Below are 26,512 nucleotides of genomic sequence, written 5' to 3' on the forward strand. Positions count from 1 at the left end.
CAGCGGCGCGGCGAGCTGAAGCAGCGCGGGCGCCAGCGGCAGCCGCTCGGCCGCGAGCGCCGCGCCGCCGAGCGCAAGCGCCCCGCCGATCAGCGCGCCGACGAGGCTGGCGCCCAGCGCCAGGATCAGGATCTGCAAGAGCACCAGCGCCGCCAGCCGGCCATCGCGCAAGCCCAGCGCCCGCAGCGTGGCGAGAGTTCCGAGCTTGCCCTGCAGATACGCCTGCACGCTGTTGAAGACACCCAGCCCGCCGATGAACAGCGCGGAGAAGCCGACCAGCAGCAGGCCCGATCCGATCTGCCCCAGCACCTCGGCGATGCGCTCGCTGCGCTGCTCGAAGCTGCGCACCTCGGCATCGGCGCGGGGAAAGGCCGCCATGAAATCGTCGCGCCACGCCGCCGGCTCGAGCTCGGTGCGCACGCGGTAGCGGTAGGCCACGCGGCTGAGCGGCTGTACCAGGCCGGTGGCCTGCAGTGCACCGGCCGCCACCAGCGCGGGCGCGCCGCTCCAGTCGGCGCGCAGACTGCGGTCGGGCTGGCGCAGGACCACGGCGCGAACCTCCAGGCCGATGTCGCCGATCTCGACGCGGTCGCCCGGCGCGAGGCCCAGGCGTTGCGCCAGCACCGCGTCGAGCGCGACGCCCCAGGTGCCGTCGCGCAAGGCCAGCGTCTCAGTCAGCGACCCGGGCGGAGACAGCGTGACGCTGCCGTAGAGGGGGTAGCGCGCGTCGGCGCTCTGCAGCTCGATGAGCTGCGCGCGGCCCCGGGCGGTGCGCAGCATGGTGCGCAGTTCGGTCAGCAGCGACACTTCGCCGCGCGCGCGCATCCAGGCGATCTCCGCGTCTTCGAGCGGGCGGTCGTGGCGCACTTCCACATCGCCGCCGAACAGCGCGCGTGCATCGGCCTGCAGACTGCCGGCGACTTGTCGGTACAGCCCACCGCCGGCGGCGACCAGCGCCACGCCCAAGGCGAGGCAGGCGCAGAAGATCCACAGCGATCGGCCGCTGGCGCGCAGGTCGCGCCAAGCCAGGCTAAGCAGGAAGCGCATGCGGTGCGGCCCCCAGGGGGCGGACTTCGCAAGGGCTGTCGCCTTCGTGCGCGCTGGTCTCGTGAAGCCGCCCGTCGTGCAGGCGCAGCACGCGGTCGCAGCGGGCAGCGAAGGCCAGGTCGTGCGTGACCAGCACCAGGGTCGCGCCGGCGTCGCGGTTGAGCTCGAACAGCAGGTCGCGGATCACCTCGCCGGTGTGGTCGTCGAGGTTGCCGGTGGGCTCGTCGGCCAGCAGCAGGCCGGGGCTGTGCACCAGCGCGCGGGCGATCGCCACGCGCTGCTGTTCGCCGCCCGAGAGCTGGCTCGGGTAGTGATCCATGCGCGGCGCCAGGCCAACGCGGCGCAACTGCTCGCGCGCCTTGGGGTAGGCGTCGCTGCGGCCGGCGATCTGCAGCGGAAGCGCCACGTTGTCGAGCGCGTTCAGGCTGGGCAGCAGGTGGAAGGACTGGAACACGATGCCGATGCGGTCGCGCCGCAGATCGGCCAGGGCGTCGCGGTCGAGCGCGTCGAGGTCCACGCCATCGACCCTCACGCTGCCCGCGCCGGGTCGCTCCAGGCCGGCGAGCAGCAGCAGCAAGGAGGTCTTGCCCGAACCCGAAGGCCCGGCAATGGCCACGCTCTGGCCGGCGGCGATGTGCAGGTCCACGCCGCGCAGCACGTCGATGCGTGCCGCGCCCATCATGTAGTGCATGGAAAGGCCGGTCAGTGCGATCATGGAAAAGCGGTGCCGAGGCGCGGGCGAAAAGCGGCCAGTGTGGCGGGAGCGACACTGCGTCGGCCGCGCAGGGGCATTGCCAGCTTGTGGACGAAAGGCAGGCACTGGCATCGGACTTGCCTGCTTCGAGCGGCCGGCTCCGCCGCCGCCGACGGGGCCCCGGGCACGGCGTGCGCCGGCAGGCGGGTCATGAAACCACTTCGACGAAGGCGCACCCGAGCGATGCCATGAACGAGAGCAAACCCGCGGAGGCGACTCCGAAAGCCACCGCGCACATCGGGCCCTGGGCGCCGCTGAAGCAACCGGTGTTCCGCATGCTGTGGGGCGTGTGGGTGACGGCCAACGCGTGCATGTGGATGAACGACGTTGCGGCGGCCTGGATGATGACCTCGCTGAGTTCATCGCCGCTGATGGTGGCGCTGGTGCAGTCGGCCTCCACCTTGCCGGTGCTCCTGCTGGGGCTGCCCAGCGGCGCGCTGGCCGACATCGTGGATCGCCGGCGGTATTTCATGATCACGCAGATCTGGGTAGCCGCCGTGGCGCTGCTGCTGTGCGCCGTGGTCTTGCTGGGCGCGATGACTGCGCCGCTCCTTCTTGCACTGACCTTCGCCAACGGCATCGGCCTGGCGATGCGCTGGCCGGTGTTTGCCGCAATCGTGCCGGAACTGGTGCCGCGCCCGCAGCTCGCGGCTGCGCTGGCGCTCAACGGCATCGCGATGAACGCGTCGCGCATCATCGGGCCGGTCATCGCGGGGGCGATCATCGCCAGCGCCGGCAGCGCCTACGTGTTCGCGCTCAACGCGCTGCTGTCGGTGGCGGCGGCCTTCGTCATCCGGCGCTGGAAGCGCGAGCAGAAGGTCAGCGCCTTGCCGGGCGAGCGCTTCATCGGCGCGATGCGGGTCGGCATGCAATACGTGTGGCAGTCACGCCCCATGCATTCGATCCTGCTGCAGGTGGCACTGTTCTTCCTGCAGGCGACCGCGCTGCTCGGGCTGCTGCCGCTGGTGGCCAAGGGGCTGCGGGGCGGCGACGCGGGCACGTTCACACTGCTGCTCGCATCGATGGGTGCCGGCGCCATCGTCGCCGCGATGTTCCTGCCGCGCCTGCGCCGCGCGTTTCGCAGCGATGCGCTCGTGATCTACGGGACCATGCTGCAGGCCACGGCGATGCTGGTGGTGAGCGTGGCCCCCAACGCCGCCGTGGCGGCGCCGGCCATGATGGTGGCAGGCGCGGCGTGGCTCACGGTGGCGAACTCTCTGATGGTGTCGGCCCAGATGGCCTTGCCCGACTGGGTGAGGGCGCGCGGCATGTCCATCTTCCAGATGGCACTGATGGGCAGCAGCGCCGCCGGCGCCGCGCTGTGGGGATTGGTCGCGACGTGGACGGATGTGCGCACCAGCCTGATCAGCGCGGCAGTTTTCGGGCTGGCCTGCGCGGTGCTGACGCGGCGCTTCCTGCCGACGCCGGGCGCCGACGAAGACCTCACGCCCACGCAGTTCGCGCGGCCGGCCGGCACCGAGATCGACCTCGATCTGCGCGAAGGCCCGGTGCTGGTGACCATCGACTACCTGATCGACCCGGCGCGCACCGACGAATTCCTGCAGGTGATGCAGGAAAGCCGCCGCAACCGCCTGCTGCATGGCATGTTGTCGTGGGGTCTGTTCCGCGATGCGGCCGACTCACGGCGCTTCATCGAACACTATGTGGACGAGTCGTGGGTGGAGCACCTGCGGCACTTCGAGCGCATGACGGCGTTCGATGTGGCCTTGCGCGAGCGGCGGCTCTCGTTCCATGTCGGCGAATCGCCGCCGCTTGTGTCGCGCTACATCGCGCAGGCGCTTCGGCGGTAGTTGTCCTTACATCGCGAGCAGCAGCACCGCGTATGCGGCGACGCCAAGCAGGAACGCCGAGAACCGGCTCTCCCGCCGCTCGGGAAGCTCTTCCTTCATCACGTTGAGAATCACGCCTCCTGCCACGAGCGCGATCAGCACCACGACCGCCGCGGCTTCGATCTCCGCGTAAAGGCCGAGCAGCCAGCCGCCGAAGACTGCAACGGCCAGCACCCACCGCCCCACACGGTCATAGCGGCTCTTGTGATGCTCGTACAGCCCGAAGTCGGTCACGAGGAAATGCAGCGCCATGGCCAACACGAAGAACACGAGGGAAGGGGTGTCCGAAGTATTGCGGTGCACCAGCAGATAGCCGATCAGCACGTTGTAGGCCGCGAACGACGCGATGTGGAGGGCGAACACGCCGGAGCTGGTCGCGTCTTCGCGTTGCTTTGCTCGCTCGCCGTCGCGCGACGTCAGAGCGAACCGCTCCAAGCCATAGAACGCCACGAGACCGGCCAGCGCGATCAGGTAAACGTGCCGGTCGGCGAAGGCCCCCGCGCTGCTCGTCGTTTCGGACAGCACGTCTTGCCCTTCGCTCAGTTCCGGCAAAAGATGCAGGAACACATAAGCGACCGACACACCGCCGGCGATGGACAGCCAGCGGCTGCGAGGCGTCCCGGACAGCACGCTCAAGCGTCCGACGAGAAGGTGGATTGCCACCATCGCGATGACGGCAACGAGCGAAACCAGGAACTGGGGCATCGGGTCGTGACGGCAGGCACTGCCATCAAAACCGTCGATGGCAACCGATGTTCCTGCGCGGGAAGAACTCGCGGCACACGCGGAACGAGCGGCTTTTCATGGCCGGATCCTACCGAGAGTCGGAGGCGCTCAGGAGCGCTGCTTGCTCCGAATCCGCCAGTGACCCCTCGTGGTCAGCCCCAATGGCGAGGAGTTCTCACAATGAAGCCAAACGATCAACACACCGCGCTGGCGCCACAGAAGCGTCCGTTGCGGGTGCTGCTGGTGGCGGGGAGCGACAGGCGCCAGTACAACTGCCCCGGCGTCGACTCGAAGGCGCGCGCGCTCATGTTGCGGCTGGCCGATCGGCTCCCCCCCGAATGGGAGATCGACGTCGAGGACCTCGGCAACGTCTATGGCCGCGCGCGCATCCAGAGCTGCAACGCGTGCGTTTCGACGTCGATGGCGCTGTGCGTGTGGCCGTGCAATTGCTATGAAGCGGGCGACAAGAACGAGCCCGATCTGATGTGGGACCTCGACCTGTATGCGCGGCTGGATCTCGCCGACGCCTGGGCCTTCGTGGCCCCTGTCAACTGGTACGCACCGACGTCCAACCTCAAGCTCATGTTCGACCGGCTGGTCTGTGCCAACGGCGGCAATCCGCGGGAGGACCTGATCGACCACAAGAACCCGGAGAAGGCCATGGTGCTCGAACGCACCGGCGCATGGCGCGAAGAACTCTCGCTCAACCATCTGGAGGGGCGCACTGCCGCTTTCTTCTGCTACGGTGACGATGCGGCCGAGGAGCGCGACCGGGATGGGCGGCCCCGCTACCTTCGCCATCCTGATTGGTTCGATCCTGCGGCCGAGCCGATGCGCGACGGACTGCGAGACGCCTATGCGCCGCTTGTCTGGCAGTGCCGCTTCAGCGGTATCGAGGTGCCCGATCCGTTGTGGACCTACCAGGACTTCGGCAAGGGACGCATCTACGCGGACAACCAGGCCGAGCAACTGCCCTCCGAGCCGGGATTCTTCGACGCCTTCGACGCCTGGGCGGACCGCCTGGCCGCGCATGTCTCGGTCAAAGGACGGGTGGCGCCAGGCAAGTACCGCGCCTTCGGCTACCAGGCACCCTCGCACCGCTGGGCCGACGCGAAGTTGAAGTGGCGCGAGCTGCGCCTCAACGCCGGGCTGCCGCCCGCCGGCTCATCGCCTGCGGCGCAACAGGCGGCCGGGCTCAACCGAGACGCCACCTTCTCACCGAAACGCAGCGAAGCAAGCCGCCACGGCGATGCTGCCGACCGAGCGCTGTAGCCCCGCGAAACGATCTAGCGTCCTCTACAACCAAGCCAACAAAAGGAGAAGAGTCATGGAACAGCGAATGAATGAGCTCGGGACTGAAACCGGAGTTGCTGCGACCGCACTGATGGGCGCCGCTGCCGGCGCGATTGCGGTCTGGGCCCTGGATCGTGTGGACTGGTTCATGTGGAACCGTCTGGACGCGAGAACCCGCACAAGGACCGTTTCGGTGCGACCTCATGGCGAGCCGCCGTCGCATGCGCTGGTCAGCAAGATCGAAAAGGCCGCTGGCCTGAATCCGACGGACAGGCAACACGATCTCGCGGGTGACATCACCCACTACATGATCGGCATCGGGCCGGCTGCCGGGTATGCCGTCATGAGAGACAAGTTGCCCGGTCGAGGGCCCGCGCGCGGCCTGCTCTATGGCCTTGGTGTTTTCCTGCTGCAGGATGAAGCCTTCAATACGGCAACCGGCCTGGGTGCGAAGCCGCAAGCCTATCCATGGCAGGCGCACGCAAGGGGGCTGATCGCTCATCTGGTCTACGGGGTAACGACCGAGCTCGTTCTCAACGTGATGGAGCGCGCAGTCGAGTCGGCTCGAACAGGCGGGACCGCGGGAGGCACAGACCCAGCGTTGGAGCGATCCCGCGACTTGAATGGAAAGCGGGTCAACGAAGGCACCGAGACGGCAGGGGCCGATGAACCAGAGACCCAAGGCCGGCTGTCACCGGTTTCGTCTCACTGATGCTCCGAAGGCTGTGCCCTACCGCTTCGAATGCAACTGGTCGTAGTTGTCCGACCTACACGACAACACTCAAACGTCGATATTCGCCGCCCTCAGCGCGTTGGCTTCGATGAACTCCCGCCTCGGCTCCACCTCGTCGCCCATCAACATCGTGAACACCCGGTCCGCCTCGATCGCGTCGTCGATCTGCACCTTGAGCAGTCGGCGCACGGCGGGGTCCATGGTGGTTTCCCAGAGCTGCATCGGGTTCATCTCGCCCAGGCCCTTGTAGCGCTGGCGGGCGACGCTGTTCTCGGCCTGCTGCATGAGCCAGGCCATGGCCTCGCGGAAGTCGCCGACCTGGGCTTCCTTCTGCCTCTCGCCTTCGCCCTTCTTGACCACGGCGGTGGCGGCGACCAGGCCGTTGAAGGTGGTGCCAGCGCTGCTCAGCGCCTCGTAGTCGGCGCCGTGCACGAAGTCAGCGGTGATGACGCTGCTCTTGGTGTTGCCGTGGTGGCGGCGGCCGATGCGCAGCAGGTGCTTGTCGGTGCGGGCGTCGAACTCGGCATGCACGTCGGCGTCGTGCAGGGCGGCCTTCAATGCGGCCGCCGAGGCTTCGGCGGACTCGAGGGTGTCGAGATCGAGGACCAGGCCATCGGCGATGGCGCGCAGCGCTTCCACGTCCATCCAGTTGGCCAGCCGCTGCACGACGTTGTTGGCCAGCACGTATTGCCGCGCCAGCGTTTCGAGCGCGTCACCCTCGAGCACCGCGCCGTCCACGCCGGTCTCGAGCCGCGCCTCGCGCAGGGCCACCTTGAGCAGGTAGCCGTCGAGCTCCAGGCCGTCTTTCAGGTATTGCTCCTCCTTGCCGAACTTCACCTTGTAGAGCGGCGGCTGGGCGATGTAGATGTGGCCGCGCTCCACCATCTCGGGCATCTGGCGGTAGAAGAACGTCAGCAGCAAGGTGCGGATGTGCGCGCCATCGACGTCCGCGTCGGTCATGATGATGATGCGGTGGTAGCGCAGCTTGTCGGGGTTGTATTCGTCCTTGCCGATGCTGGTGCCGAGCGCCGTGATCAGCGTGAGGATCTCGTTGCTGGTCAGCAGCTTTTCGAAACGCGCGCGCTCCACGTTCAGGATCTTGCCGCGTAGCGGCAGGATCGCCTGGAACTTGCGGTCGCGGCCCTGCTTGGCGGAGCCGCCGGCGGAGTCACCCTCGACGATGTAGATCTCGCACAGCGCCGGGTCCTTTTCCTGGCAGTCAGCCAGCTTGCCGGGCAGGCCCATGCCGTCGAGCACGCCCTTGCGGCGGGTCATCTCGCGGGCCTTGCGGGCGGCCTCGCGGGCGCGCGCAGCATCGACGATCTTGCCGCAGATGATCTTGGCGTCCGTCGGGTTCTCGAGCAGGTAGTCGTTGAGCAGCTTGCCGACGATCTCCTCGACCGGCCCGCGCACCTCGCTCGACACCAGCTTGTCCTTGGTCTGGCTGGAGAACTTGGGCTCGGGGACCTTGACGCTGATCACGCAGGCCAGGCCTTCGCGCATGTCGTCGCCGGCGATCTCGACCTTGGCCTTCTTGGCGAGATCGTTGTCGTCGATGTACTTGTTTATCACGCGGGTCATCGCCGCGCGCAGGCCGGTCAGGTGGGTGCCGCCGTCGCGTTGCGGAATGTTGTTGGTGAAGCAGAGGACGCTCTCGTTATAGCCGTCGTTCCACTGCATCGCGACTTCGACGCCGATGTTGGTGTTGAACTCGCTGGTCTTGTCGCCGAGCGCGTGGAAGATGTTGGGGTGCAGCACCTTCTTGCCGGTGTTGATGAACTCGACAAAGCCCTTCACGCCGCCGGCATATTCGAAGTTGTCTTCCTTCGCGTTGCGCTCGTCGACCAGGCGGATCTTCACGCCGTTGTTCAGGAAGCTGAGCTCGCGCAGGCGCTTGGCCAGCACGTCGTAGTGGAAGTCGATGTTGGTGAAGATCTCTTCGTCGGGCAGGAAGTGCACTTCGGTGCCGCGCTTCTCGGTTTCGCCCGTGATTCGCATCGGGCTGATCTCGAAACCGTTGCGCTGCTCGATCACGCGTTCCTGCGGCACGCCGCGCTTGAACTCCATCAGGTGCACCTTGCCCTCGCGGCGCACCGTCAGGCGTAGCTGCTTGGACAAGGCGTTGACGCAGCTCACGCCCACGCCGTGCAGGCCGCCCGAAACCTTGTAGCTGTTCTGGTTGAACTTGCCGCCAGCGTGCAGCTCGGTCAGCGCTATCTCGGCGGCGCTGCGCTTGGGTTCGTGCTTGTCGTCCATCTTCACGCCGGTGGGGATGCCGCGGCCGTTGTCGATGACGGAGATGGAGTTGTCGGAATGGATGGTGACGAGGATGTCGTCGCAGTGCCCGGCGAGTGCCTCGTCGATGGAGTTGTCGACCACCTCGAACACCAGGTGGTGCAAGCCGGTGCCATCGGACGTGTCGCCGATGTACATGCCCGGGCGCTTGCGCACCGCCTCCAGGCCTTCGAGGATCTGGATCGAGCCTTCGCCATAGGCGACCGAGGCGTCCGAGCCGATGGAAATGACGTGGCCTTCGGCCGAAGGCACGGGCTGCCGGGTCACGCCGTTGTCGGCGTTGTGCTGCGGGATTTTCGGGTCGCTCATGAGGGCTCTTTTCACTCGCGGGGCCTGGGCTTGTCGAGAAAGCCGGCCCCTTCAAAACGCGGCAGCGGGCTCGCGGCCCGCTGTGCTGGCAAGGCGTGGTGGGCGGCTCAGATGCGCATCGGCATGACCACGTACTTGAAACCGGCCTGCTCGGGCACCGTCACCAGTGCCGAGCTGTTGCCGTCCTGCAGCGACAGGCTGACCATCTCCTGGTCCATGTTGGCCAGCGCGTCCATCAGGTAGGTGACGTTGAAGCCGATCTCGATGGCGTCGCCGCCGTAGTCGATCTCGAGCTCTTCCTTGGCTTCTTCCTGCTCGGCATTGCTGGACGCAATGCGCAGCGTGCCGGGCTCTATGTTGATCCGAACGCCCTTGAACTTCTCGCTGGTCAGGATGGCGGCGCGCTGCAGGCTGGCGAGCAGCGGCGCACGGCCCAGGGTGACGTGGTTCTTGTGGTTCTTCGGAATGACGCGGTTGTAGTCGGGGAACTTGCCTTCGACGAGCTTGGTGACGAACTCCATGCCCGAAAAAGCGAACTTGGCCTGGTTGCCGGCGAAGCGCATCTCGATGGCGCCCTCGCCGCCTTCCTTGTCGTCACGCAGCAGGCGCTGCAACTCGAGCACGGTCTTGCGCGGCAGGATCACCTCCTGCTTGGGCATCTCGACCTCGAGCGTGGCCTGGGCGAGCGCGAGACGGTGGCCGTCGGTGGCAACCAGCGTCAGGCTCTTGCCTTCGGCGACGAACAAAATCCCGTTGAGGTAGTAGCGGATGTCGTGCACCGCCATCGCGAAGTGCACCTGCGCGATCAGCGCCTTGAGCGACTTCTGCGGCACGCTGAAGGCCGGGCCGAAATCGGCCGCCTCCTGCACCAGCGGGAAGTCCTCGGCCGGCAGCGTCTGCAAAGTGAAGCGGCTCTTGCCGCCCGAAAGTGTCAGCTTGCTCTGTGCTGAACTCAGCGTGACGTTCTGATCGGCCGGCAGCGTGCGCAGGATGTCGATCAGCTTGCGCGCCCCCACCGTCGCCTGAAAGTCGCCTGGATCGCCATCGAAGCTGGCCCGGGTGCGCACCTGGATTTCCAGATCGCTGGTCGTGAACTCGATCTCCGGTCCGGTCTTGCGCAGCAGCACGTTGGCCAGCACGGGCAGGGTGTGACGGCGTTCGACGATGCCGGCCACGGCCTGCAGCGCAGCGAGAAACTTTTCCTGCGGGCTCTTCAAGACAATCATTTGAACCTCTTTGAGACTAGTCGTATTAGTAGGGAGAGCGCTGTCCTGTGGACAAGGCTATTTTCGCCTGATACGGCAGGGGTTTAGCACGCCCCGAAGCCTGTGCGCGGATGCGCCGATCGTGCGGGAGCGATCGGCAACAACTTTGCGACTGCGCTCTGACCTGTGGACAGTCTGGCACTTGACGAGAACTTGTCCCCAGGCTTGTCACTTGACGGCACCGGCATGGGCGTGCTCATCCTTTGAGGGTCTGCTCGAGCACGTGCAACTGCTGGTTGAGTTCGGTGTTCTTGCCGCGCTCCGCGCCGATCTTGCGCACCGCGTGCAAGACGGTGGTGTGGTCGCGACCGCCGAACAGTTCGCCGATCTCCGGTAGGCTTTTTTGCGTGAGCTCCTTGGCCAAGTACATGGCGATCTGGCGCGGCCGGGCGATCGAGGCAGGCCGCTTCTTGCTGTACATGTCGGCGACCTTGATCTTGTAGAAGTCGGCGCAGGTCTTCTGAATGTTCTCGACCGAGATCTGCCGGTTCTGTATCGACAGCAGATCCTTCAGCGCCTCGCGCGCCAGCGCGATGTTGATGTCCTTCTGCGAGAAGCGCGCATAGGCCAGTACCTTGCGCAGCGCCCCTTCGAGCTCGCGCACATTGGCGCGCACGTTCTTGGCGATGAAGAAGGCCACGTCCTCGGGCATGGGCGCGCCCTCCACGTCAGACTTCTTCATCAGGATGGCGACGCGCATCTCCAGCTCGGGCGGCTCGATGGCCACCGTGAGCCCGGCGTCGAAGCGCGAGGTGAGGCGCTCGTCGATGTCGGCCAGCCCCTTGGGGTAGGTGTCGCTGGTCATGATGATGTGCGCGCGCTTGGCAAGCAGCGCCTCGAACGCGTTGAAGAACTCCTCCTGCGTGCGCTCCTTGCCGGCGAAGAACTGCACGTCGTCGATCAGCAGCAGGTCGAGCGAGTGGTACTTGGCCTTGAGCTCGTCGAAGGTCTTGCGCTGGTAGTTTTTCACCACGTCGGTGATGAACTGTTCGGCATGCAAGTACAGGATGCGCGCGTCCGGCCGGTCGCCCAGCAGTGCGTTGCCCACCGCATGGATCAGGTGGGTCTTGCCCAGACCGACGCCACCGTAGATGAAGAGCGGGTTGTACATGGCGCCCGGAGCGCCGGCCACGTGCAATGCGGCCGTGCGGGCCATCTGGTTGGCTCGACCGGGGACCAGGGTGTCGAAGGTGAGGTTGGCATTCAGCCGATGCTGTGGCTGCGCAGCGGCGCCGGCCGGGGAAGCCGTAGTGCTCCTCACCGGCCGCGGGGTGGCCCCCAGCCAGGCCCCGAGGGCTTGGGGCTGGCCGTTGGCGATTGCAGGTTCGCCGCGTGGCGGCGTTTCGCGCGCAGCGAGCAGCAATTCGAGCCGGACCGGCTTGCCGACGAGCTCGCTGAGCACGTTCTCGATGCGAGAGCCGTACTGATTGCGGATCCAGTCGAGCTTGAAGCGGTTGGGCACGCGCAAGGTGGCTACGGCGCCGTCGCCCTGGTCGATCAGGTCGGCGGCCGGCAGCGGTCGTATCCAGGTGTTGAACTGCTGCTCGGGCAGCTCGGTCGCCAGGCGTTCGCAGCCGCGCGACCAGACATCGGCGCTCATCGGTGTTGTGGACAATCAAGGTCGGAGCGATAGGATTCTAGCGGGGCATCGGCCGCAAAAACCGTGTTATCCACAGTTTGTGGAGCCCGCCCGCGCGCGCTTCTGACGAGCGCGCGCAGAGGCCCCAAACCGGCAAGTCGTTGACCGGAAAAGACTTTCTTGCTCTAATCACAGGTTTTCCGCGAGGCGATCGATGGACTTTGTTCCAGCGTCGCTTCTTACTGTGCGTCACTGGGCGCACGGTCAAAAGCGCTCGATCGAAGGCGCGGAGTCAGGCAAGGCGAGGATCTTCCAAAGGGATTTTTCCAAAAGGATTCGGGCCAGCAACGCCGCATTCAACCCGAGTCAGCGCCGGTTCCCCGGCGATCCGGTCAGCACCATCTCCGGGGCATCTGTTTGCTCCACGAAGGCTCATCATGAAACGCACCTACCAACCTTCTAAGATCCGTCGCGCCCGCACCCATGGCTTCCTGCTGCGCATGAAGACGCGCGCCGGCCGTCAGATCCTCAACGCTCGCCGCGCCAAGGGCCGCAAGCGCCTCGCGGTCTGATCCGGCCGACCTCGCCGGCCCGGCCGTGAGCCCTACCAGCGGCGGCCCCGATCTGCGCGCCGCCGACTTCCAACGCGCTTTGTCGACCCGGCCCTGTGCGCGAAGCGAGCACTTCTTTTTGCACCACGTGGCCTGCGCTTCTGGACCAGCGAAGCCGAAGTTGTCAACAGATGAAAACGCTGAGGTATGGGCGCCTGTGGATGACCGCCACCGTTTTGGCCTCGTGGTGCCCAAGCGCCATGCTCGCCGGTCAGTGACGCGCAGCCTCATCAAACGTCAGGGGCGCACTGCGTTCGCGTCCTCCGCGGCACAACTCCTTGCCGGCGACTGGCTGTTGCGCCTGCGCAGCCCCTACCCGACCGCACAGTTTCCCAGCGCCGCATCCGCTGCGCTGCAAGAGCGGGTGCGCGAAGAACTGCAGGCCCTGTTTGTCGGCGCCAGCCGGGCCAACGCGCGGGCCGGCGAGCCGAAGAGCACGCGCGCATGAAGCGCGTGCCGCAACGCTTGCTGATTTTTTTGGTGAGAGGCTATCGCCTGCTGCTCAGCCCTTGGCTGGGTAGCGGTTGCCGGTTCGAGCCCACCTGCTCGGCCTACGCGCAGGACGCGCTCGAGCGCCATGGCGCGCTGGCGGGCAGCCTGCTCGCTACCGGGCGGGTGTTTCGTTGCCATCCGGGCTGCGCCGGCGGCCATGACCCCGTGCCGGCCGATTTGCCCGGCTGGCTTTCACGCCTGGGAGGCTCTCGGGGCCGCCGGGCCGCCGAGCCAGCTCCCCGATCCCCTTTCGAGATTTCGCCATGACCGATATGCGCCGCACCCTGCTCTGGGTGGTTTTCACGATGTCTCTTGTTCTGCTGTGGGACGGCTGGAACAAGCACACCGGCCAGCCTTCGCTGTTCGGTCCCACGTCGCGCCCGGCGGCTGGTGCGGCCGCGCCGGCGCAGCCGTCCGGCACGGTGCCGGGTTCGGTCCCTGCGGCGGCGACGATCGCGGCCGCGGCCGCGTCGAGCCCGGCGGTCAGCGCGCCGCCGGTGGCCGGTGCACCGGTGGCGGCTCCGTCGCGAACCGTGACCGTCACGACCGACGTGCTGCAGGTCAGCCTCGACACACGCGGCGGCGATGTGGTGCGCGCAGAGCTGCTCAACCACGTGGACCAGAACGACCCGAGCCGCAACGTTCTGGTCTTCGACCGCTCGCCCGAGCGTGTCTATCTGGCCCAGACCGGCCTCATCGGCGCCCCCGGCCTGCCCAACCACCTGACGCCGCTCGAGTTGCAGCCTGGAGAAACCACGCTGGCGCCGGGCAGCGATTCGGTCAGCGTCGTGTTCGAGTCGGCCGAGCAGGGCGGCGTCAAGCTGAGAAAGACCTTGAGCTTCGGTCGCGGCGACTACGCGTTGAAGGTGCGTCACGAGGTGATCAACACCTCGGGCGAGCCGGTGTCGCCGCAGCTCTACACGCAACTGGTGCGCGACGGCAATCCGCCGCCCGGCGAGTCGAGCTTCTACTTCACCTTCACCGGGCCGGTGGCCTACACCGACGCGGCCAAGTTCCAGAAGATCGATTTCGGCGACATCGAGGACGGCGACGCCCGCTTCGACAAGTCGGCCGACAACGGCTGGGTCGCCATGGTCCAGCACTACTTCTTCTCTGCCTGGCTGCACACCGATCCGGCGCCGCGCGAGTTCTATACGCGCAAGGTGGACAACAACCTCTACGCGGTGGGGACGATCTACCCGCTGGGCAGCATCGCACCTGGCCAGAGCAAGACCTTCGACAACCTGCTGTATGTCGGCCCGCAGGAAGAGAAGAAGCTCGAGGCGCTGGCCCCGGGGCTGGACCTGGTCAAGGACTACGGCTGGTTCACCATCCTGTCCAAGCCGCTGTTCTGGCTGCTCGACCAGCTGCACAAGATCCTGGGCAACTGGGGCTGGGCCATCGTGGCGCTGGTGGTGCTGCTGAAGGCGGCCTTCTACACGCTCAACGCCCACGCCTACAAGTCGATGGCCAAGATGAAGGCGGTCAACCCCAAGGTGACGGAGATGCGTGAGCGGCTCAAGGACAAGCCGCAGCAGATGCAGCAGGAAATGATGCGCATCTACCGCGAGGAGAAGGTCAACCCGCTGGGCGGGTGCCTGCCGATCCTTGTGCAGATGCCGGTGTTCATCGCGCTCTATTGGGTGTTGCTGTCGAGCGTGGAGATGCGCAACGCGCCGTGGATCGGCTGGATCACCGACTTGTCCGTGCGCGACCCCTGGTACATCCTGCCGATGGTGATGACTGCGACCACCTTGCTGCAGACCTGGCTCAACCCCACGCCGCCGGACCCGATGCAGGCACGCCTGATGTGGATCATGCCGATGGTGTTCTCGGTGATGTTCTTCCTCTTCCCGGCCGGTTTGGTGCTGTACTGGATCACCAACAACATCCTGTCGATCGCGCAGCAGTACCTGATCAACCGGCGGCTCGGCGTGAGCTGAGACAGTCGCGCCCGAAGCCCACAACGCCCCGCCCCGCGGGGCAGCGTGAACCGAACGCCCCGCCCCGCGGGGCGTTGTGCATTGAAGACTCGACAATCACGCCATGCTCGCGCGTCTTCACGACCCTGTTGCCGCCATCGCCACTGCGCCCGGCCGTGGGGCGGTCGGCATCGTGCGCGTGTCGGGGCGCGACCTGGGCGGCTTGATTCGAGCGGTATGCGGGCAGGCCCTCGTGCCACGGCATGCCCATTACCTGAGCTTTATCGACGGCCAGGGCGGCGTCATCGACCAAGGCCTGGCGCTGCACTTTCCGGCGCCGCACAGCTACACCGGCGAAGAAGTGCTCGAGTTGCAGGCGCACGGCGGGCCGGTGCTGCTGCAACTGCTGCTGGCGCGCTGCCTGCAGGCGCTGCCGGGCTCGCGCGTGGCCGAACCGGGGGAGTTCACGCAACGCGCCTTTCTCAACGACAAGCTCGACCTGGCCCAGGCCGAAGCGGTGGCCGACCTGATAGACGCCAGCACCGAGGCTGCGGCCCGTTCGGCCTCGCGCGCGCTGGCGGGCGCCTTCTCGCACGAGATCGACGGGCTGCGTGATCGCCTGATCGAGCTGCGCATGCTGGTCGAGGCGACGCTCGACTTCCCCGAGGAGGAGATCGATTTCCTCCAGCAGGCCGACGCCCGCGGGCGGCTCGCACGCATTGCCGCGGCGCTCGATGCCGTGCTGATGCGAGCGCGCCAGGGCGCGCTGCTGCGCGAGGGGCTGAGCGTGGTGCTGGCCGGCCAGCCCAACGTGGGCAAGAGCTCGCTGCTCAATGCGCTGGCGGGGGCCGAGCTGGCCATCGTCACGCCCATTCCGGGCACCACGCGCGACAAGGTCAGCGAAACCATCCAGATCGAGGGCGTGCCGCTGCACGTGATCGACACCGCCGGTCTGCGCACCGACGGCGAGGCGAGCGACGAGGTCGAGCGCCTGGGCATCGAGCGTAGCTGGGGCGCGATCGGCTCGGCCGACGTGGTGATCTTCCTGCACGACCTCACGCGCGGCGACGACGCGGCTTATCGAGCCGGTGAGCAGGAGATCGCGGGGCGCCTCCCGGCTGGCGTGAGCGTGCTCGACGTCTATAACAAGATCGATGCGGTGGATGCGCAAGTGCTGCCGGCCAACGCGCTGGCGCTTTCCGCGCGTACCGGCGATGGACTCGAGGCGCTACGACAGCGTCTGCTGCAACTCGCCGGCTGGCAGGCCGGCGCCGAAGGCGTGTTCATCGCCCGGGCGCGGCATCTGGAGGCACTTCACGCCACGCGCGCGCATGTCGAGCAAGCGCAAGCGCTGGCCGCCCGCGACGATGCGGCGCTCGACTTGCTGGCCGAAGAACTGCGCTGCGCGCACGACGCGCTCGGTGCGATCACGGGCCGCTTCACGGCCGATGATCTGCTGGGTGAAATCTTCGGACGGTTCTGCATCGGAAAGTGATGCAGTTCACGCCGGCTGCGGCACGGTGCCCGCGCTGGCAGCACCGCGCTTTAGCGCCCCAGAACGGTGCCGATAATCCGGCACCCGCCTTTCCCCACTTTCCGATGAGCCACGAACAACTGCTGCATGCCATTCAGTCGCTGAACGCTGCCGACGCGTTCAGGCCGCGGCTGGACGCGGCGCAGTGGCGCAACTTTCTGCAGTACCTGACGGCGCACCACATTCGCAGCGGCGAACTGCTCGTCAAGCAAGGTGAGCTGGACCGGACCGTCTATTTCCTTGGCGAAGGCAGCCTGCAGGTCTATGCAACGGGGGGTACGGCGGGCGCGAGTCGAAGTGCCATCCTGCGACCCGGGGCGATGTGCGGCGAGCCGGGGCTGTTCGCCGACGGCATGCGCACGGCCAACGTCGCGGCCATGACGACCAGCACGGTGTGGGCGATGCGGCTGCCTCGCTTCGAGGAGTTGTGCGCGCGCACGCCGGCGATCGCGCTGGAAATCCTGCGAGCAGCCGGCTCGGTGATGGCTTTGCGGATGCGGGCGAACATCGCGCAGATCGCCTGACCGCTTCGCGCGGGTAGCAAAGAAAAGCGCCGCACAGCGGCCCCCGGTCTTCGGCGGTGGCGAACGGGCGCCCGTCCTACCCGTTCGCTCGTTGTCAATGGCCCTCGAAGCTCACCAGCGTGAACAGCTGCAAACCAGAGGCGCGCAGCTTGGCCGCGCCGCCGAGCTCCGGCAGATCGACGATGGCCGCGCCTTCGATCACCACGGCACCCAGCCGCTCAAGCAGGCGCTTGCCCGCCATCATGGTGCCGCCAGTGGCGATCAAATCGTCGATCAGCAGCACGCGGTCCCCGGGCTGCACCGCGTCGGTGTGCATCTCCACGGTGGCCGAGCCGTACTCCAGCTCGTAGCTTTCCGCCACGGTGGCGTAGGGCAGCTTGCCCTTTTTGCGGATCGGGATGAAGCCGATGTTCAGCTCGTAGGCCAGTACCGAGCCGATGATGAAACCGCGCGCATCCAGGCCGGCCACCGCGCCCGGCCGCTGGTCGAAATAGCGGTGCACGAACTGGTCGATCAGCACGCGAAAGACCTTCGGGTTCTGCAGCAGCGGCGTGATGTCGCGGAACTGCACGCCGGGCGTCGGCCAGTCTGGCACGGTGCGGATCGTCTGGCGGATGAGGGCGCGATCGTCCATGGCGGCGAGGGGCGCGGCGCGCCGGTCAAGCGAGGGCCGCATTATCTCGGCAGCTGTCGCGGCGCGGGGCTCAGGCGGGCGCGAACGGGCCGATGGTTTGCGGCGCGCCGTCGCGGCCCGCCCGCAGCACCAGGCCTTCGCCCGAGGCGGCGCTGCCGCCCGCCAGCGCACCGAGGGTGAACTGGTGACTGATCCAGACTTCGAAGCCGTGCCGGGGCAGATCGACCAAGGCGCGGCGCAGTTGCGCCACCTGCGCTTCGCGGTCTTCGGTCATGCGCGGCGAGCCGAGCGCGGGCCAGGCCTGGACCGTCTCGCCGAAGGCCAGCCGGGCGGTGTCGAGACAGCGGCACCAGGGACTGGAGCGCACCGCCGCCGGCTGCAGCCGGCGTTCGCGGAACCACGCACCGATGCGGCGCGCCTGGGCGCGTCCGGCGTCGTCGAGGTTGCGCTGCGTGCCGCATTCGCCGAGCCGGAACTCCGGCGGATCGAAGGTGCCCGGCGCCAAAGCATGGCGCAGCATGACCACCACGCCGCCGCCGCGCAGTGCTTTCATCACCTCAGGTGCCGGCTCGGCCGCTCTCAGCGTGGTCGGCATGGCGAGGGTGCAGCCCAGCGCCGCGGTCGCGCGCAGCAGCGCACGTCGATCGATCGGCGCAAAGCACTCGGCCCTCACAGCCTCGTTCCGGCTTGCGGCAGCCTCGACGGCCGCCATGTCGGCCGCGTCGGACCGCGCGGGCGAGGCCTCAGACCTGCGGCTTGAACGCATAGCCGCTACCCGCCGCCTCGATGTGGCCGAACGCGGGGAAGGGGAAGTGAAAGCCGCCGACCATCGCGCGGCTGCTCACCAGCCGCGCGAAGATTTCGCGCCGCACCCGGCTCGCCGCCGCGGGGTCCATGTCGAAGCCGACCGCCCAGTCGGGCTGGCGTGCGAACAGCGCCGGCACGTTCGTCAGGTCGGCCAGATAGTGGAAGCGGTGCGGGCCGCGGCCCGCTTCGAACACCGTATGGCCGGGCGTGTGGCCGTAGGCCGGCATGGAGCGCAAACCGGGCAGCAGTTCGGCGCCGGGCTCGAAACGCTGCAGCATCGCTTCGGGCATGTCGCCGAACACGCGCCGCGCATTGGCGAACAGGCCCTTGGAGCGCTCGTCGGTGGCGGCGCGGGCCTTGCCGTCGTCCATCCAGAACGCGTACTCGGGCGCCGGCACCAGGACCCGCGCCTTGGGAAAAGCCAGGTCGCCGGCCTTGTTGCGCAGGCCGTGGATGTGGTCGCCGTGGAAGTGCGAGATCACCACCGTGTCGATGTCGCCGGCCTGCAGGCCGGCCGCCCGCAGATGAGTCAGCAGCTTGCCGGCGGTCGGGCCGCCGTACTCGCCGAGGCCGGCGTCGAACAGCAGCTTGCGGCCGCCGAAGACGAGCACGAAAGGCGTGTAGGGCACGTCGATGTAGTCGGTCGGCAGGCCCTGCACGGCCAGCAGGGCGCGCACCTCGGCCAGGGGCGCGTTGGTGACGAACTGCTCCGTGAGGGGCCGGCGCGAAACGCCGTCGCTCAGCGCGATGACCTCGATGTCGCCCAGTTTCTTGCGCCGATAGCCCGTCGAGGGGATTGGCGGGACGCCGAAGCCCGGGCCGTCCTGGGCCCAGGCGGGAAGGCTAGGAACCGCGGCGCCCAGGCCGGCCTTGAGCAGCGTGCGGCGGTTGAGCATGCGGACCTCCGTGAGTGGCGTAGGCGCGGATCATCGATCCGCGCCGCAAGTCCACGCGACGCCGCTTCGCAAAGCGCAGCGCTGCGGCGGGTCTTTGTCGGGGTCGCGCGGCGGGCGGCGATCTACGGCAATCCCGCGCGCGGACCCTCCCGTGGCGTCAACGGGCTTAACCCTCGAGCAAGCGCGCCTCGGCCAGCGCCAGCGCCTCGGGCCGGCCGGCCAGCACCAGCGTGTCGCCGACGGCGAGCCGGAGATCGTCGGTCGGCCGCACCACCGCGCCGCCGGCCCGGCGCACCGACACCACCTGCGCGGCCAGTGCGCCGAGCGCCTGCTGACCGAGCGTGGCGCCCAAACTGGCGGCGCTTTCCGACAGGGTGACGCTCTGCAGCCGAGCCTGCTGCAGCTCCTCGGCGGTGTCGTCGTCGGCGCCGTGGAAGTAGCCGCGCAGCAGGCCGTAGCGCGCGTCGCGCTGCTCCTGCACGACGCGGATCACGCGGCGCATCGGCACGCCGACCAGGGCCAGCACATGCGTGGCCATCATCAGCGAGCCCTCGATCGCCTCGGGCACCACCTCGGTGGCGCCGGCGGCCTGCAGGGCCTCGAGGTCGCTGTCGTCGAGTGTGCGCACGATGACCGGCACGGTGGGCGCGTGTTCGCGAACGAGCCGCAGGATCTTCAGCGCCGAGAGCGTGTCGTGGTAGCTGACCACGACCGCATTCGCGCGCGCCAGGCCGGCGGCCATCAGGCTTTGCAGCCGCGCGGCGTCGCCGTACACGACGCTCTGGCCGGCGGCCGCGGTCTGGCGCACGCGGTCGGGGTCGAGATCGAGCGCCATGTAGGGGATGTGCTCGGCGTCGAGCAGCCGCGCCAGGTTCTGGCCGCTGCGCCCGTAGCCGCAGATGATGACGTGTGCCTCGGCATTGATGGCGCGCTTGGCGATGGTCGTCATGGCCACCGACTGCAGCAGCCAGTCGCTCGCCGCCAGGCGCATGACGATGCGGTTGCTGTACAGGATCATGAAGGGCGTGGCCATCATCGACAGCACCATCGAGGCCAGCACCGGGCTCTCGAGCTGCGCCGGCAGCAGCCCGTTCTGCGAAGCCAGCACGAGCAGCACGAAGCCGAACTCGCCCGCCTGCGCCAGATAGAGGCCGGTGCGCACAGCCACGCCCGGCTGTGCGCCGAAGAGGCGGGCCAGCAGGGTGACGAGGCCGAACTTGAACAGCACCGGCAGCGTGGTCAGCAACAGCACCAGCGGCCACGCGCCGGCCACCGCGCGCCAATCCAGCTTCATGCCGATGGTGATGAAGAAGAGGCCCAGCAGCACGTCGTGGAAGGGCCGGATGTCGGTTTCGACCTGATGCTTGTATTCCGTCTCCGCGATCAGCATGCCGGCCACGAAGGCGCCGAGCGCGAGCGAGAGCCCGGCATGCTCGGTGAGCCAGGCCAGACCCAGGGTGACCAGCAGCAGGTTGAGCATGAACAGCTCGTCGCTGCGCCGGCGCGCGACCAACGTGAGCCACCAGCGCATCACCCGCTGGCCGCCGACCAGCAGCACGGTGAGCAATGCGCCGGCCTTCAGCGCGGCGAACAGCAGTGCGCGTGTCATGTCGTCGCCATCGGCGTTCTGGCCTAGCGCCGGGATCAGCACCAGGAACGGCACGACGGCCAGATCCTGGAACAGCAGCACGCCCATCACGCGCTTGCCGTGCGGTGTCTCTAGTTCCAGCCGCTCGGCCATCAGTTTGACGAGGATGGCGGTGCTGCTCATCGCCAGCGCGGCGCCGAGGGCCACGGCGCTTTGCCAGGGCAGCCCGCCGGAGCGGCCGGCGAGCGCCAGGCCCCAGACCAGCAGCGCATTGCCGCCGATCGCCGCCGCCATGGTCAGCGCCACCTGCGACAGACCCAGGCCGAACACCAGCGTGCGCATGCTGCGCAGCTTGGGCAGGTTGAACTCCAGGCCGATCACGAACATGAGGAACACCACGCCGAACTCGGCCAGGTACTCGACGTTGGCTGAGTCCTCGGCGAGCGCCAGCGCGTTGGGGCCGATCAGCACGCCGACCGTCAGATAGCCCAGCATGGGCGGCAGCTTCAACGAGCGGCACAGCACCACGCCGAGTACCGCGGCGATCAGGTACAGCAGAACGACTTCGAGCGTGGTGGCCATGGGCGAGAGGCAAAGGGTGAGCAGGTCATGCCCGTGCAGGCCCCGCCTAGAATCGTTCGATGCTACTCAAGGCTTCGTGGCGCCAGCCCCGGGGCGCACCCTGTGAGCAACACCCCCCTTGTTTCATCCGCCGAGCGCAGCGTCGCGATGGGCGCGCAGGCGTTGGCCATCGAAGCACAAGCCTTGGTCGCGCTCGAGCAGCGCATTAAGGGTCCGATGGCACCGGCTTTCGCGCGAGTCGTCACGCTGGTGCTGGGCTGCCAGGGCCGCGTCGTCGTGATGGGCATGGGCAAGAGCGGCCATGTCGGGCGCAAGATCGCCGCCACGCTCGCCTCCACCGGCACGCCGGCGATGTTCGTCCACCCGGCCGAGGCCAGCCACGGGGACCTCGGCATGGTCACGCCGCAGGACGTGGTGCTGGCAATATCGAACTCGGGAGAAAGCGAGGAGCTGAGCGCCATCCTGCCGGTGCTCAAGCGCCTGGGCGTGACCGTGGTGGCGATCACCGGCCGCGCCGAGTCGGGCCTGGCGCTTCATGCCGAGGCGGTGCTCGACAGTTCGGTCGCGCTGGAGGCCTGCCCACTGAACCTTGCGCCGACGGCCAGCACCACCGCGCAGATGGCGCTCGGCGATGCGCTCGCGGTGGCGCTGCTCGACGCGCGCGGCTTCAAGGAGGCCGATTTCGCGCGCTCGCACCCGGGCGGATCGCTCGGCCGCAAGCTGCTCACGCATGTGCGCGACGTCATGCGCTCCGGCCGCGCGGTGCCTCGCGTGGCGCCGGACACCGCCTTCACTGACCTGATGCGCGAAATGAGCGGCAAGGGCTTGGGCGCGACCGCGGTGGCCGACGATGCCGGCCGGGTGCTCGGCATCTTCACCGACGGCGATCTTCGCCGCCTGGTCGAAAACGGCAGCGACCTGCGTGCGCTGCGGGCCGCCGACGTGATGCATGCCAATCCGCGCACCGTGCGCGACGATGCGCTGGCGGTCGATGCAGCCGACATGATGGAGGCGTTTCGCATCACCAGCGTGCTGGTCGTCGACGGCGAAGATGCTCTGGTCGGCGCGCTCAACATCAACGATCTGCTGCGCGCGAAGGTGATCTGATGAACGCAGCGAACCCGGCGGCGAGCGATCCGCAAGGCGACGTGTTGCGGCCGGTGCGCGCGACGCTCGCGTTCGCGCCGCAACTGCTGCTCCGTGCGCAGGGCATCCGCGCGGCGATCTTCGACGTCGACGGCGTGCTGACCGACGGGCGCGTTTATATCGGCGAGCACGGCGAGACGGTCAAGGCCTTCAGCACGCTCGACGGGCAGGGGCTCAAGCTGCTGGCGCTGGCGGGCATTGCGCCGTTGGTCATCACCGGGCGCGACTCACCGGCGGTGCGCCGGCGCGTCGCCGACCTGGGGCTGGCTCACGCCGTCTACGGCGTGCACGACAAGCTCGCGGCAGCCTGCACGCTGCTTGCCACGCTCGGCCTGGCCTGGCCGCAGGTCGCGGTGATCGGCGACGACTGGCCCGACCTGCCGCTGCTCGCGCGCGCCGGCTTCGCGGGCGCACCGGCCAATGCCCATGCCGAGGTGAGCGCCATCGCCGACCATGTCACCGCCGCGCGGGGCGGCCACGGCGCGGCGCGCGAGTTCTGCGATCTGCTGCTGGTGGCCAGCGGCTGCTACGCCGCATTGCTGCACAGCCACCTCGAAACACTCGACCACAGCGGCGCGCCATGAGTCCGACCTTCGAGCGCGAGCCTTCCGCCCGGCGGAGCCGCACGAAGCGCAAGGGCGCCGCATGACCGAGCGCGGCGACATGGCCGAGGCGCCGTTCAGCGAGTTGGCGCCGCTGGCGCCGCTCGCCGGTCCACGCGTGCACCGCGGCGGGCCGCTCGGAGCGCGCTTGTGGGAGCGGCTGATGAGCTATCTGCCGGTGCTGCTGATGGGGCTGCTGGCGGCGCTGACCTGGTGGCTGGTGAAGAACACGCCGCAGCCCGGCGACGCCGGCAACGCGCAGCCGCCGAGCAAGGCGCCCGACTACACGATGCGCGACTTCGCCGTGAGCAGCTACAACGCGGACGGAACGCTTCTCACTCGCCTGGAGGGCGATGTGCTGCAGCACTACCCGTACAGCGACACGGTCGAGGTCCAGGGCGTGCGCCTGCGTGCGCTCGACGAGTCGGGGCGCGTGACCCTCGGCAGCGCCGATCGCGGCTTCAGCAATGGCGCTGCCACCCAGGTGCGCCTGGTCGGCGACGCACGCGTCGTGCGCGAGCCGGGCCCGAGCGAGGCGGCTGGCGAGCGCATCGAATTCCGGGGCGAGGTGCTCGAAGTCGATACCGAAAGCGAGCGGGTGCACTCCGACCGACCGGTCACATTGATCACCGAGCGGGGGCAGTTGCAGGCGAACAGCCTCGACTACGACCACACCGACCGCGTCGCGCGGCTCGACGGGCGGGTCACGGGCGTCCTGCAGCCGGCGCCGCTGCCGAAGCCGTGAGGCGCGCCGCAGCCGGGCCGTGCCTGGGTGCGCCCGAGCGGCGGTGGCGCAGTGCACCGATCGGCCGCAGGAGCTTCTCTTGCCTGCAGCGTTCGGCGCTCGGGACGACATGACCGCGCCGCTGGTCTTCATCACCGGCGCTTCCAGTGGCATCGGCCAGGCACTCGCTGCGCGCTTCGCCGCTGAAGGCTACCGGCTCGCGCTGGTGGCGCGGCGCGCCGGCGACATCGAACGCTGGTGCCGCGAACAAGGCTGGCCGACCGAGCGCTGGGCAGTCTATGGCGCCGATGTGCGCGATGTGCCCGCGATCACGGCCGCCGGGCGGGCCTGCCTCGCTGCTCAGGGCCTGCCCGATGTGGTGATCGCCAACGCCGGCATCAGCATCGGCGTGGACACCGCGGAGTACGAAGACTTGGACGTGATCCGCGCCACCTTCGAGACCAACAACCTCGGCATGGCGGCGACGTTTCAGCCCTTTCTCGGGCCAATGCGAGAGCGCAGGCCGCAGAAGTGTGGCGTGGGGCGCCCCGGCACGCTGGTCGGCATCGCCAGCATGGCCGCCATCCGTGGCCTGCCTGGCCACGGCGCTTACTGCGCGAGCAAGGCCGGGGTGGTGGCGTATTGCGAAAGCCTGCGCGGCGAATGCCGCGCCTTCGGCATCAAGGTGGTGACCTTGCTGCCCGGCTACGTGGCCACGCCGCTGACTGCGCGCAACCGATACGGCATGCCCTTCCTGATGAAGCCCGACGATTTCGCCGAGCGCGCCTTTCGCGCGATCCAGGGAGGAGCCAGCTACCGGGTGATCCCATGGCAGATGGGGGTGGCGGCCAAGCTCTTGCGCTTGCTGCCCAATGCCCTGCTCGATCGCCTGCTCGTCGGGCGCGGGCGCAAGAACCGGCAGGGGCAGTAGGCGGGTCGCGCCGGCGCAACGCTCAGGCAAAACAAAAAGGCGGTGGGCCTGAGCGCCACCGCCTTTTCTTTGTTCGAGCGACGCGCCGGCATGGACCGGCCGGCACGAGTCACCAGCGTGATTCAGTAGCCGCTGCGTCCACCGCCGCTGCCGCCATATCCGCCGCCACCGCCGCTGCGTCCACCGCCGCCGCCGCCGTAACCACCGGTGCCGCCGCCGCCACCGCTGCGGCCACCACCACCGCCGCCGCCATAGCCGCCTCCACCACCGCCACCGCCACCATAGCCGCCGCCTCCAGCCCCACCGCCGCTGCGTCCACCGCCACCGCCGCCGTAGCCACCACCGCCGCCGCCGGTACCGCCGCCGCCACCGTAGGGGCCGCGGAAACCACCCGGGCGCTCTTCGCGCGGACGGGCCTCGTTGACGACGATGGCACGACCGGACAAGGACTGCCCGTTCATGCCTTCGATGGCGGCCTGCGCCTCGGCATCGCTGCCCATCTCGACGAAGCCGAAGCCTTTCGAGCGGCCGGTATCGCGGTCCATCATGACCTTGGCCGATGTGACCGTGCCAAACTGACCAAAGGACTGCTGGAGTTCTTCGTCACGTACACCGTAGGCCAGATTGCCTACATAGAGCTTGTTTCCCATGGGGGAGCGCCTTTCTTCCTCTTTAAACGGTACCTCGGTACCCGAAACACCATGTGGAGCCTCAACCCGCCGGAACCGATCCAGAGAAGGCGCCGCACCGAAAAAACGAAACCATTATGTGTGAAGCTTTGCGTTTGAGTACGGTGCCATCCCACGAGTGTTGTAACGGCGCCGTCCCCGTTGGCACCGGCCTGTGCGCCGGCTGAGATGCGCAGTGACGCGGTGCGCATCGCCAGCCTGGTGCCCAGCCTCACCGAGCTGGTGATCGCCCTCGGACTGGGCCCTCGGCTGGTGGCGCGCACCGGCTTTTGCATTCATCCGGCGCATGCCGTGGCCGAGGTGTCCAAGGTCGGCGGCACCAAGGACGTGAACCTCGCCAAGCTGCGCCGGCTGGCGCCGACGCATGTGCTGGTCAACATCGACGAGAACCGGCGCGAGACGGTCGAGTCCTTGCGCGAGTTCATCCCGGAGGTGATCGTCACGCACCCCTGTTCGCCGCGCGACAACCTGGCGTTGTTCGAGCAACTGCGGGCGGCCTTCGCCGCCGAGCCCGGCATCGCCGAGCGTGCTGCCGCGCTCGGCGAAGAGTTGGCCGACGAGCTGGCCCGCAGCGAAGCGCAGGCCTGGCCGGCGCAGCGGGTGCTGTACCTGATCTGGCGCGCACCCTGGATGACCGTGGCGCGCGATACGTACATCGCCTGCATGCTTGCCACCGTGAACTGGCGCAGCCTGCCCGCGCAGGACGGCGGCCCGAGCGGCGCTGCGCGCTACCCGGTGCTGCAGGGCGATGAGCCGTGGCTCGCCGGCGTGGACCGCGTGCTGCTCAGCAGCGAGCCCTACCGCTTCGACGCCAGCCACTTGGCCGAAGCAAAGGCGCTGTGCCCGGGCGCGCGGGCCCAGCTTGTCGATGGCGAACAGCTCAGCTGGTACGGGCCGCGTGCGGCGGCCGGCTTGCGCTACCTGCGCGCCCTGGCCGAGTCGGGCTGATTGCAGACCGCCGCGCTGGCCCGAGAATCGC

Annotated in this window: 25 protein-coding genes; 14 read left to right on the forward strand and 11 right to left on the reverse strand. The window is 68.2% G+C overall.

Translation table 11 applies throughout. The features are described 5' to 3' along the window. Positions 1-1,047: FtsX-like permease family protein (locus H0W40_RS00005; RefSeq protein ID WP_292441847.1), on the reverse strand; the 1,047-nt coding region annotated here is incomplete at its 3' end. After that, positions 1,031-1,762 (reverse strand): ABC transporter ATP-binding protein, encoded by a 732-nt coding sequence (locus tag H0W40_RS00010; protein WP_292441848.1) that lies wholly within the window; start codon positions 1,760-1,762, stop codon positions 1,031-1,033. The genes H0W40_RS00005 and H0W40_RS00010, both read right to left, overlap by 17 nt. A 227-nt stretch (positions 1,763-1,989) precedes the next feature. Here H0W40_RS00010 and H0W40_RS00015 point away from each other — a divergent pair, with 227 nt between their 5' ends. Continuing rightward, positions 1,990-3,612, forward strand: coding sequence for an MFS transporter (locus tag H0W40_RS00015; protein WP_292441849.1), 1,623 nt, complete (start codon positions 1,990-1,992; stop codon positions 3,610-3,612). 6 nt (positions 3,613-3,618) lie between these two features. Here H0W40_RS00015 and H0W40_RS00020 read toward each other — a convergent pair whose 3' ends face one another. After that, positions 3,619-4,356, reverse strand: coding sequence for a hypothetical protein (locus H0W40_RS00020; RefSeq protein WP_292441850.1), 738 nt, complete (start codon positions 4,354-4,356; stop codon positions 3,619-3,621). Between the two features lie 201 nt (positions 4,357-4,557). Here H0W40_RS00020 and H0W40_RS00025 point away from each other — a divergent pair, with 201 nt between their 5' ends. Beyond that, complete coding sequence (locus H0W40_RS00025; RefSeq protein ID WP_292441851.1) at positions 4,558-5,649, forward strand: NAD(P)H-dependent oxidoreductase; 1,092 nt, start codon at positions 4,558-4,560, stop codon at positions 5,647-5,649. A 55-nt stretch (positions 5,650-5,704) separates the two neighbouring features. Further along, positions 5,705-6,382 (forward strand): hypothetical protein, encoded by a 678-nt coding sequence (locus H0W40_RS00030; protein WP_292441852.1) that lies wholly within the window; start codon positions 5,705-5,707, stop codon positions 6,380-6,382. A 69-nt stretch (positions 6,383-6,451) separates the two neighbouring features. Here H0W40_RS00030 and gyrB read toward each other — a convergent pair whose 3' ends face one another. The 3 genes from gyrB to dnaA all read right to left on the reverse strand — a co-directional run bounded on the left by gyrB (position 6,452) and on the right by dnaA (position 11,872). After that, positions 6,452-9,007: a DNA topoisomerase (ATP-hydrolyzing) subunit B gene (gyrB, locus tag H0W40_RS00035; RefSeq protein WP_292441853.1), complete on the reverse strand. Its 2,556-nt coding sequence runs from the start codon at positions 9,005-9,007 to the stop codon at positions 6,452-6,454. Between the two features lie 107 nt (positions 9,008-9,114). Continuing rightward, on the reverse strand, positions 9,115-10,233 hold the full coding sequence (dnaN, locus tag H0W40_RS00040; protein WP_292441854.1) for a DNA polymerase III subunit beta: 1,119 nt from the start codon (positions 10,231-10,233) through the stop codon (positions 9,115-9,117). 235 nt (positions 10,234-10,468) lie between these two features. Next, positions 10,469-11,872: a chromosomal replication initiator protein DnaA gene (gene dnaA / locus H0W40_RS00045; protein ID WP_292441856.1), complete on the reverse strand. Its 1,404-nt coding sequence runs from the start codon at positions 11,870-11,872 to the stop codon at positions 10,469-10,471. 416 nt (positions 11,873-12,288) lie between these two features. On the opposite strand from dnaA, the gene rpmH reads away from it, so the two are divergent. From rpmH to H0W40_RS00075, 6 genes are all read left to right on the forward strand, one after another. Further along, positions 12,289-12,423, forward strand: a complete 135-nt coding sequence (gene rpmH, locus H0W40_RS00050; RefSeq protein ID WP_292441858.1) for a 50S ribosomal protein L34 — start codon at positions 12,289-12,291, stop codon at positions 12,421-12,423. Between the two features lie 25 nt (positions 12,424-12,448). Further along, a complete protein-coding gene (locus tag H0W40_RS00055; RefSeq protein ID WP_292441859.1) occupies positions 12,449-12,910 on the forward strand; it encodes a ribonuclease P protein component in 462 nt (153 codons plus the stop codon). A gap of 5 nt (positions 12,911-12,915) precedes the next feature. After that, entirely contained in the window at positions 12,916-13,221 is a 306-nt protein-coding gene (gene yidD, locus H0W40_RS00060; protein WP_292442000.1) for a membrane protein insertion efficiency factor YidD, read from the forward strand. After that, on the forward strand, positions 13,218-14,897 hold the full coding sequence (gene yidC / locus H0W40_RS00065) for a membrane protein insertase YidC (protein WP_292441860.1): 1,680 nt from the start codon (positions 13,218-13,220) through the stop codon (positions 14,895-14,897). The genes yidD and yidC overlap by 4 nt, the downstream gene beginning before the upstream one ends. 103 nt (positions 14,898-15,000) lie before the next feature. Further along, entirely contained in the window at positions 15,001-16,371 is a 1,371-nt protein-coding gene (mnmE, locus tag H0W40_RS00070; RefSeq protein ID WP_292441862.1) for a tRNA uridine-5-carboxymethylaminomethyl(34) synthesis GTPase MnmE, read from the forward strand. Between the two features lie 104 nt (positions 16,372-16,475). Next, positions 16,476-16,934, forward strand: a complete 459-nt coding sequence (locus H0W40_RS00075) for a cyclic nucleotide-binding domain-containing protein (protein ID WP_292441864.1) — start codon at positions 16,476-16,478, stop codon at positions 16,932-16,934. 94 nt (positions 16,935-17,028) lie between these two features. Here the strand turns inward: H0W40_RS00075 and H0W40_RS00080 are convergent, their stop codons facing one another. From H0W40_RS00080 to H0W40_RS00095, 4 genes are all read right to left on the reverse strand, one after another. After that, on the reverse strand, positions 17,029-17,568 hold the full coding sequence (locus H0W40_RS00080; RefSeq protein WP_292441865.1) for an adenine phosphoribosyltransferase: 540 nt from the start codon (positions 17,566-17,568) through the stop codon (positions 17,029-17,031). Positions 17,569-17,638: 70 nt separating this feature from the next. Further along, on the reverse strand, positions 17,639-18,241 hold the full coding sequence (locus H0W40_RS00085; RefSeq protein WP_292441867.1) for a histidine phosphatase family protein: 603 nt from the start codon (positions 18,239-18,241) through the stop codon (positions 17,639-17,641). Positions 18,242-18,311: 70 nt separating this feature from the next. Continuing rightward, positions 18,312-19,271 (reverse strand): MBL fold metallo-hydrolase, encoded by a 960-nt coding sequence (locus tag H0W40_RS00090; protein WP_292441868.1) that lies wholly within the window; start codon positions 19,269-19,271, stop codon positions 18,312-18,314. Positions 19,272-19,437: 166 nt separating this feature from the next. Further along, positions 19,438-21,441 carry a cation:proton antiporter gene (locus H0W40_RS00095; RefSeq protein WP_292441869.1) on the reverse strand — a complete coding sequence of 668 codons (2,004 nt, stop codon included), beginning with the start codon at positions 21,439-21,441 and terminating at the stop codon, positions 19,438-19,440. Positions 21,442-21,588: 147 nt separating this feature from the next. On the opposite strand from H0W40_RS00095, the gene H0W40_RS00100 reads away from it, so the two are divergent. The 4 genes from H0W40_RS00100 to H0W40_RS00115 all read left to right on the forward strand — a co-directional run bounded on the left by H0W40_RS00100 (position 21,589) and on the right by H0W40_RS00115 (position 24,844). Next, positions 21,589-22,548 carry a KpsF/GutQ family sugar-phosphate isomerase gene (locus H0W40_RS00100; RefSeq protein WP_292442002.1) on the forward strand — a complete coding sequence of 320 codons (960 nt, stop codon included), beginning with the start codon at positions 21,589-21,591 and terminating at the stop codon, positions 22,546-22,548. Continuing rightward, on the forward strand, positions 22,548-23,171 hold the full coding sequence (locus H0W40_RS00105) for an HAD family hydrolase (RefSeq protein ID WP_292441870.1): 624 nt from the start codon (positions 22,548-22,550) through the stop codon (positions 23,169-23,171). The genes H0W40_RS00100 and H0W40_RS00105 overlap by 1 nt, the downstream gene beginning before the upstream one ends. Positions 23,172-23,232: 61 nt before the next feature. After that, positions 23,233-23,934: an LPS export ABC transporter periplasmic protein LptC gene (gene lptC, locus H0W40_RS00110; protein ID WP_292441872.1), complete on the forward strand. Its 702-nt coding sequence runs from the start codon at positions 23,233-23,235 to the stop codon at positions 23,932-23,934. Between the two features lie 109 nt (positions 23,935-24,043). Beyond that, the gene (locus H0W40_RS00115) at positions 24,044-24,844 is read left to right on the forward strand and encodes an SDR family oxidoreductase (protein ID WP_292442003.1); all 801 of its coding nucleotides are present in this window, start codon (positions 24,044-24,046) and stop codon (positions 24,842-24,844) included. Positions 24,845-24,966: 122 nt separating this feature from the next. Here H0W40_RS00115 and H0W40_RS00120 read toward each other — a convergent pair whose 3' ends face one another. Then, entirely contained in the window at positions 24,967-25,494 is a 528-nt protein-coding gene (locus H0W40_RS00120) for an RNA-binding protein (RefSeq protein ID WP_292441874.1), read from the reverse strand. A gap of 207 nt (positions 25,495-25,701) precedes the next feature. On the opposite strand from H0W40_RS00120, the gene H0W40_RS00125 reads away from it, so the two are divergent. Beyond that, a complete protein-coding gene (locus H0W40_RS00125; RefSeq protein ID WP_292441875.1) occupies positions 25,702-26,481 on the forward strand; it encodes a helical backbone metal receptor in 780 nt (259 codons plus the stop codon). Positions 26,482-26,512 lie beyond the last annotated feature (31 nt).

This window comes from Methylibium sp. (genome assembly GCF_013817345.1).
In the GTDB taxonomy this organism is placed as follows: Bacteria; Pseudomonadota; Gammaproteobacteria; order Burkholderiales; family Burkholderiaceae_C; genus Methylibium.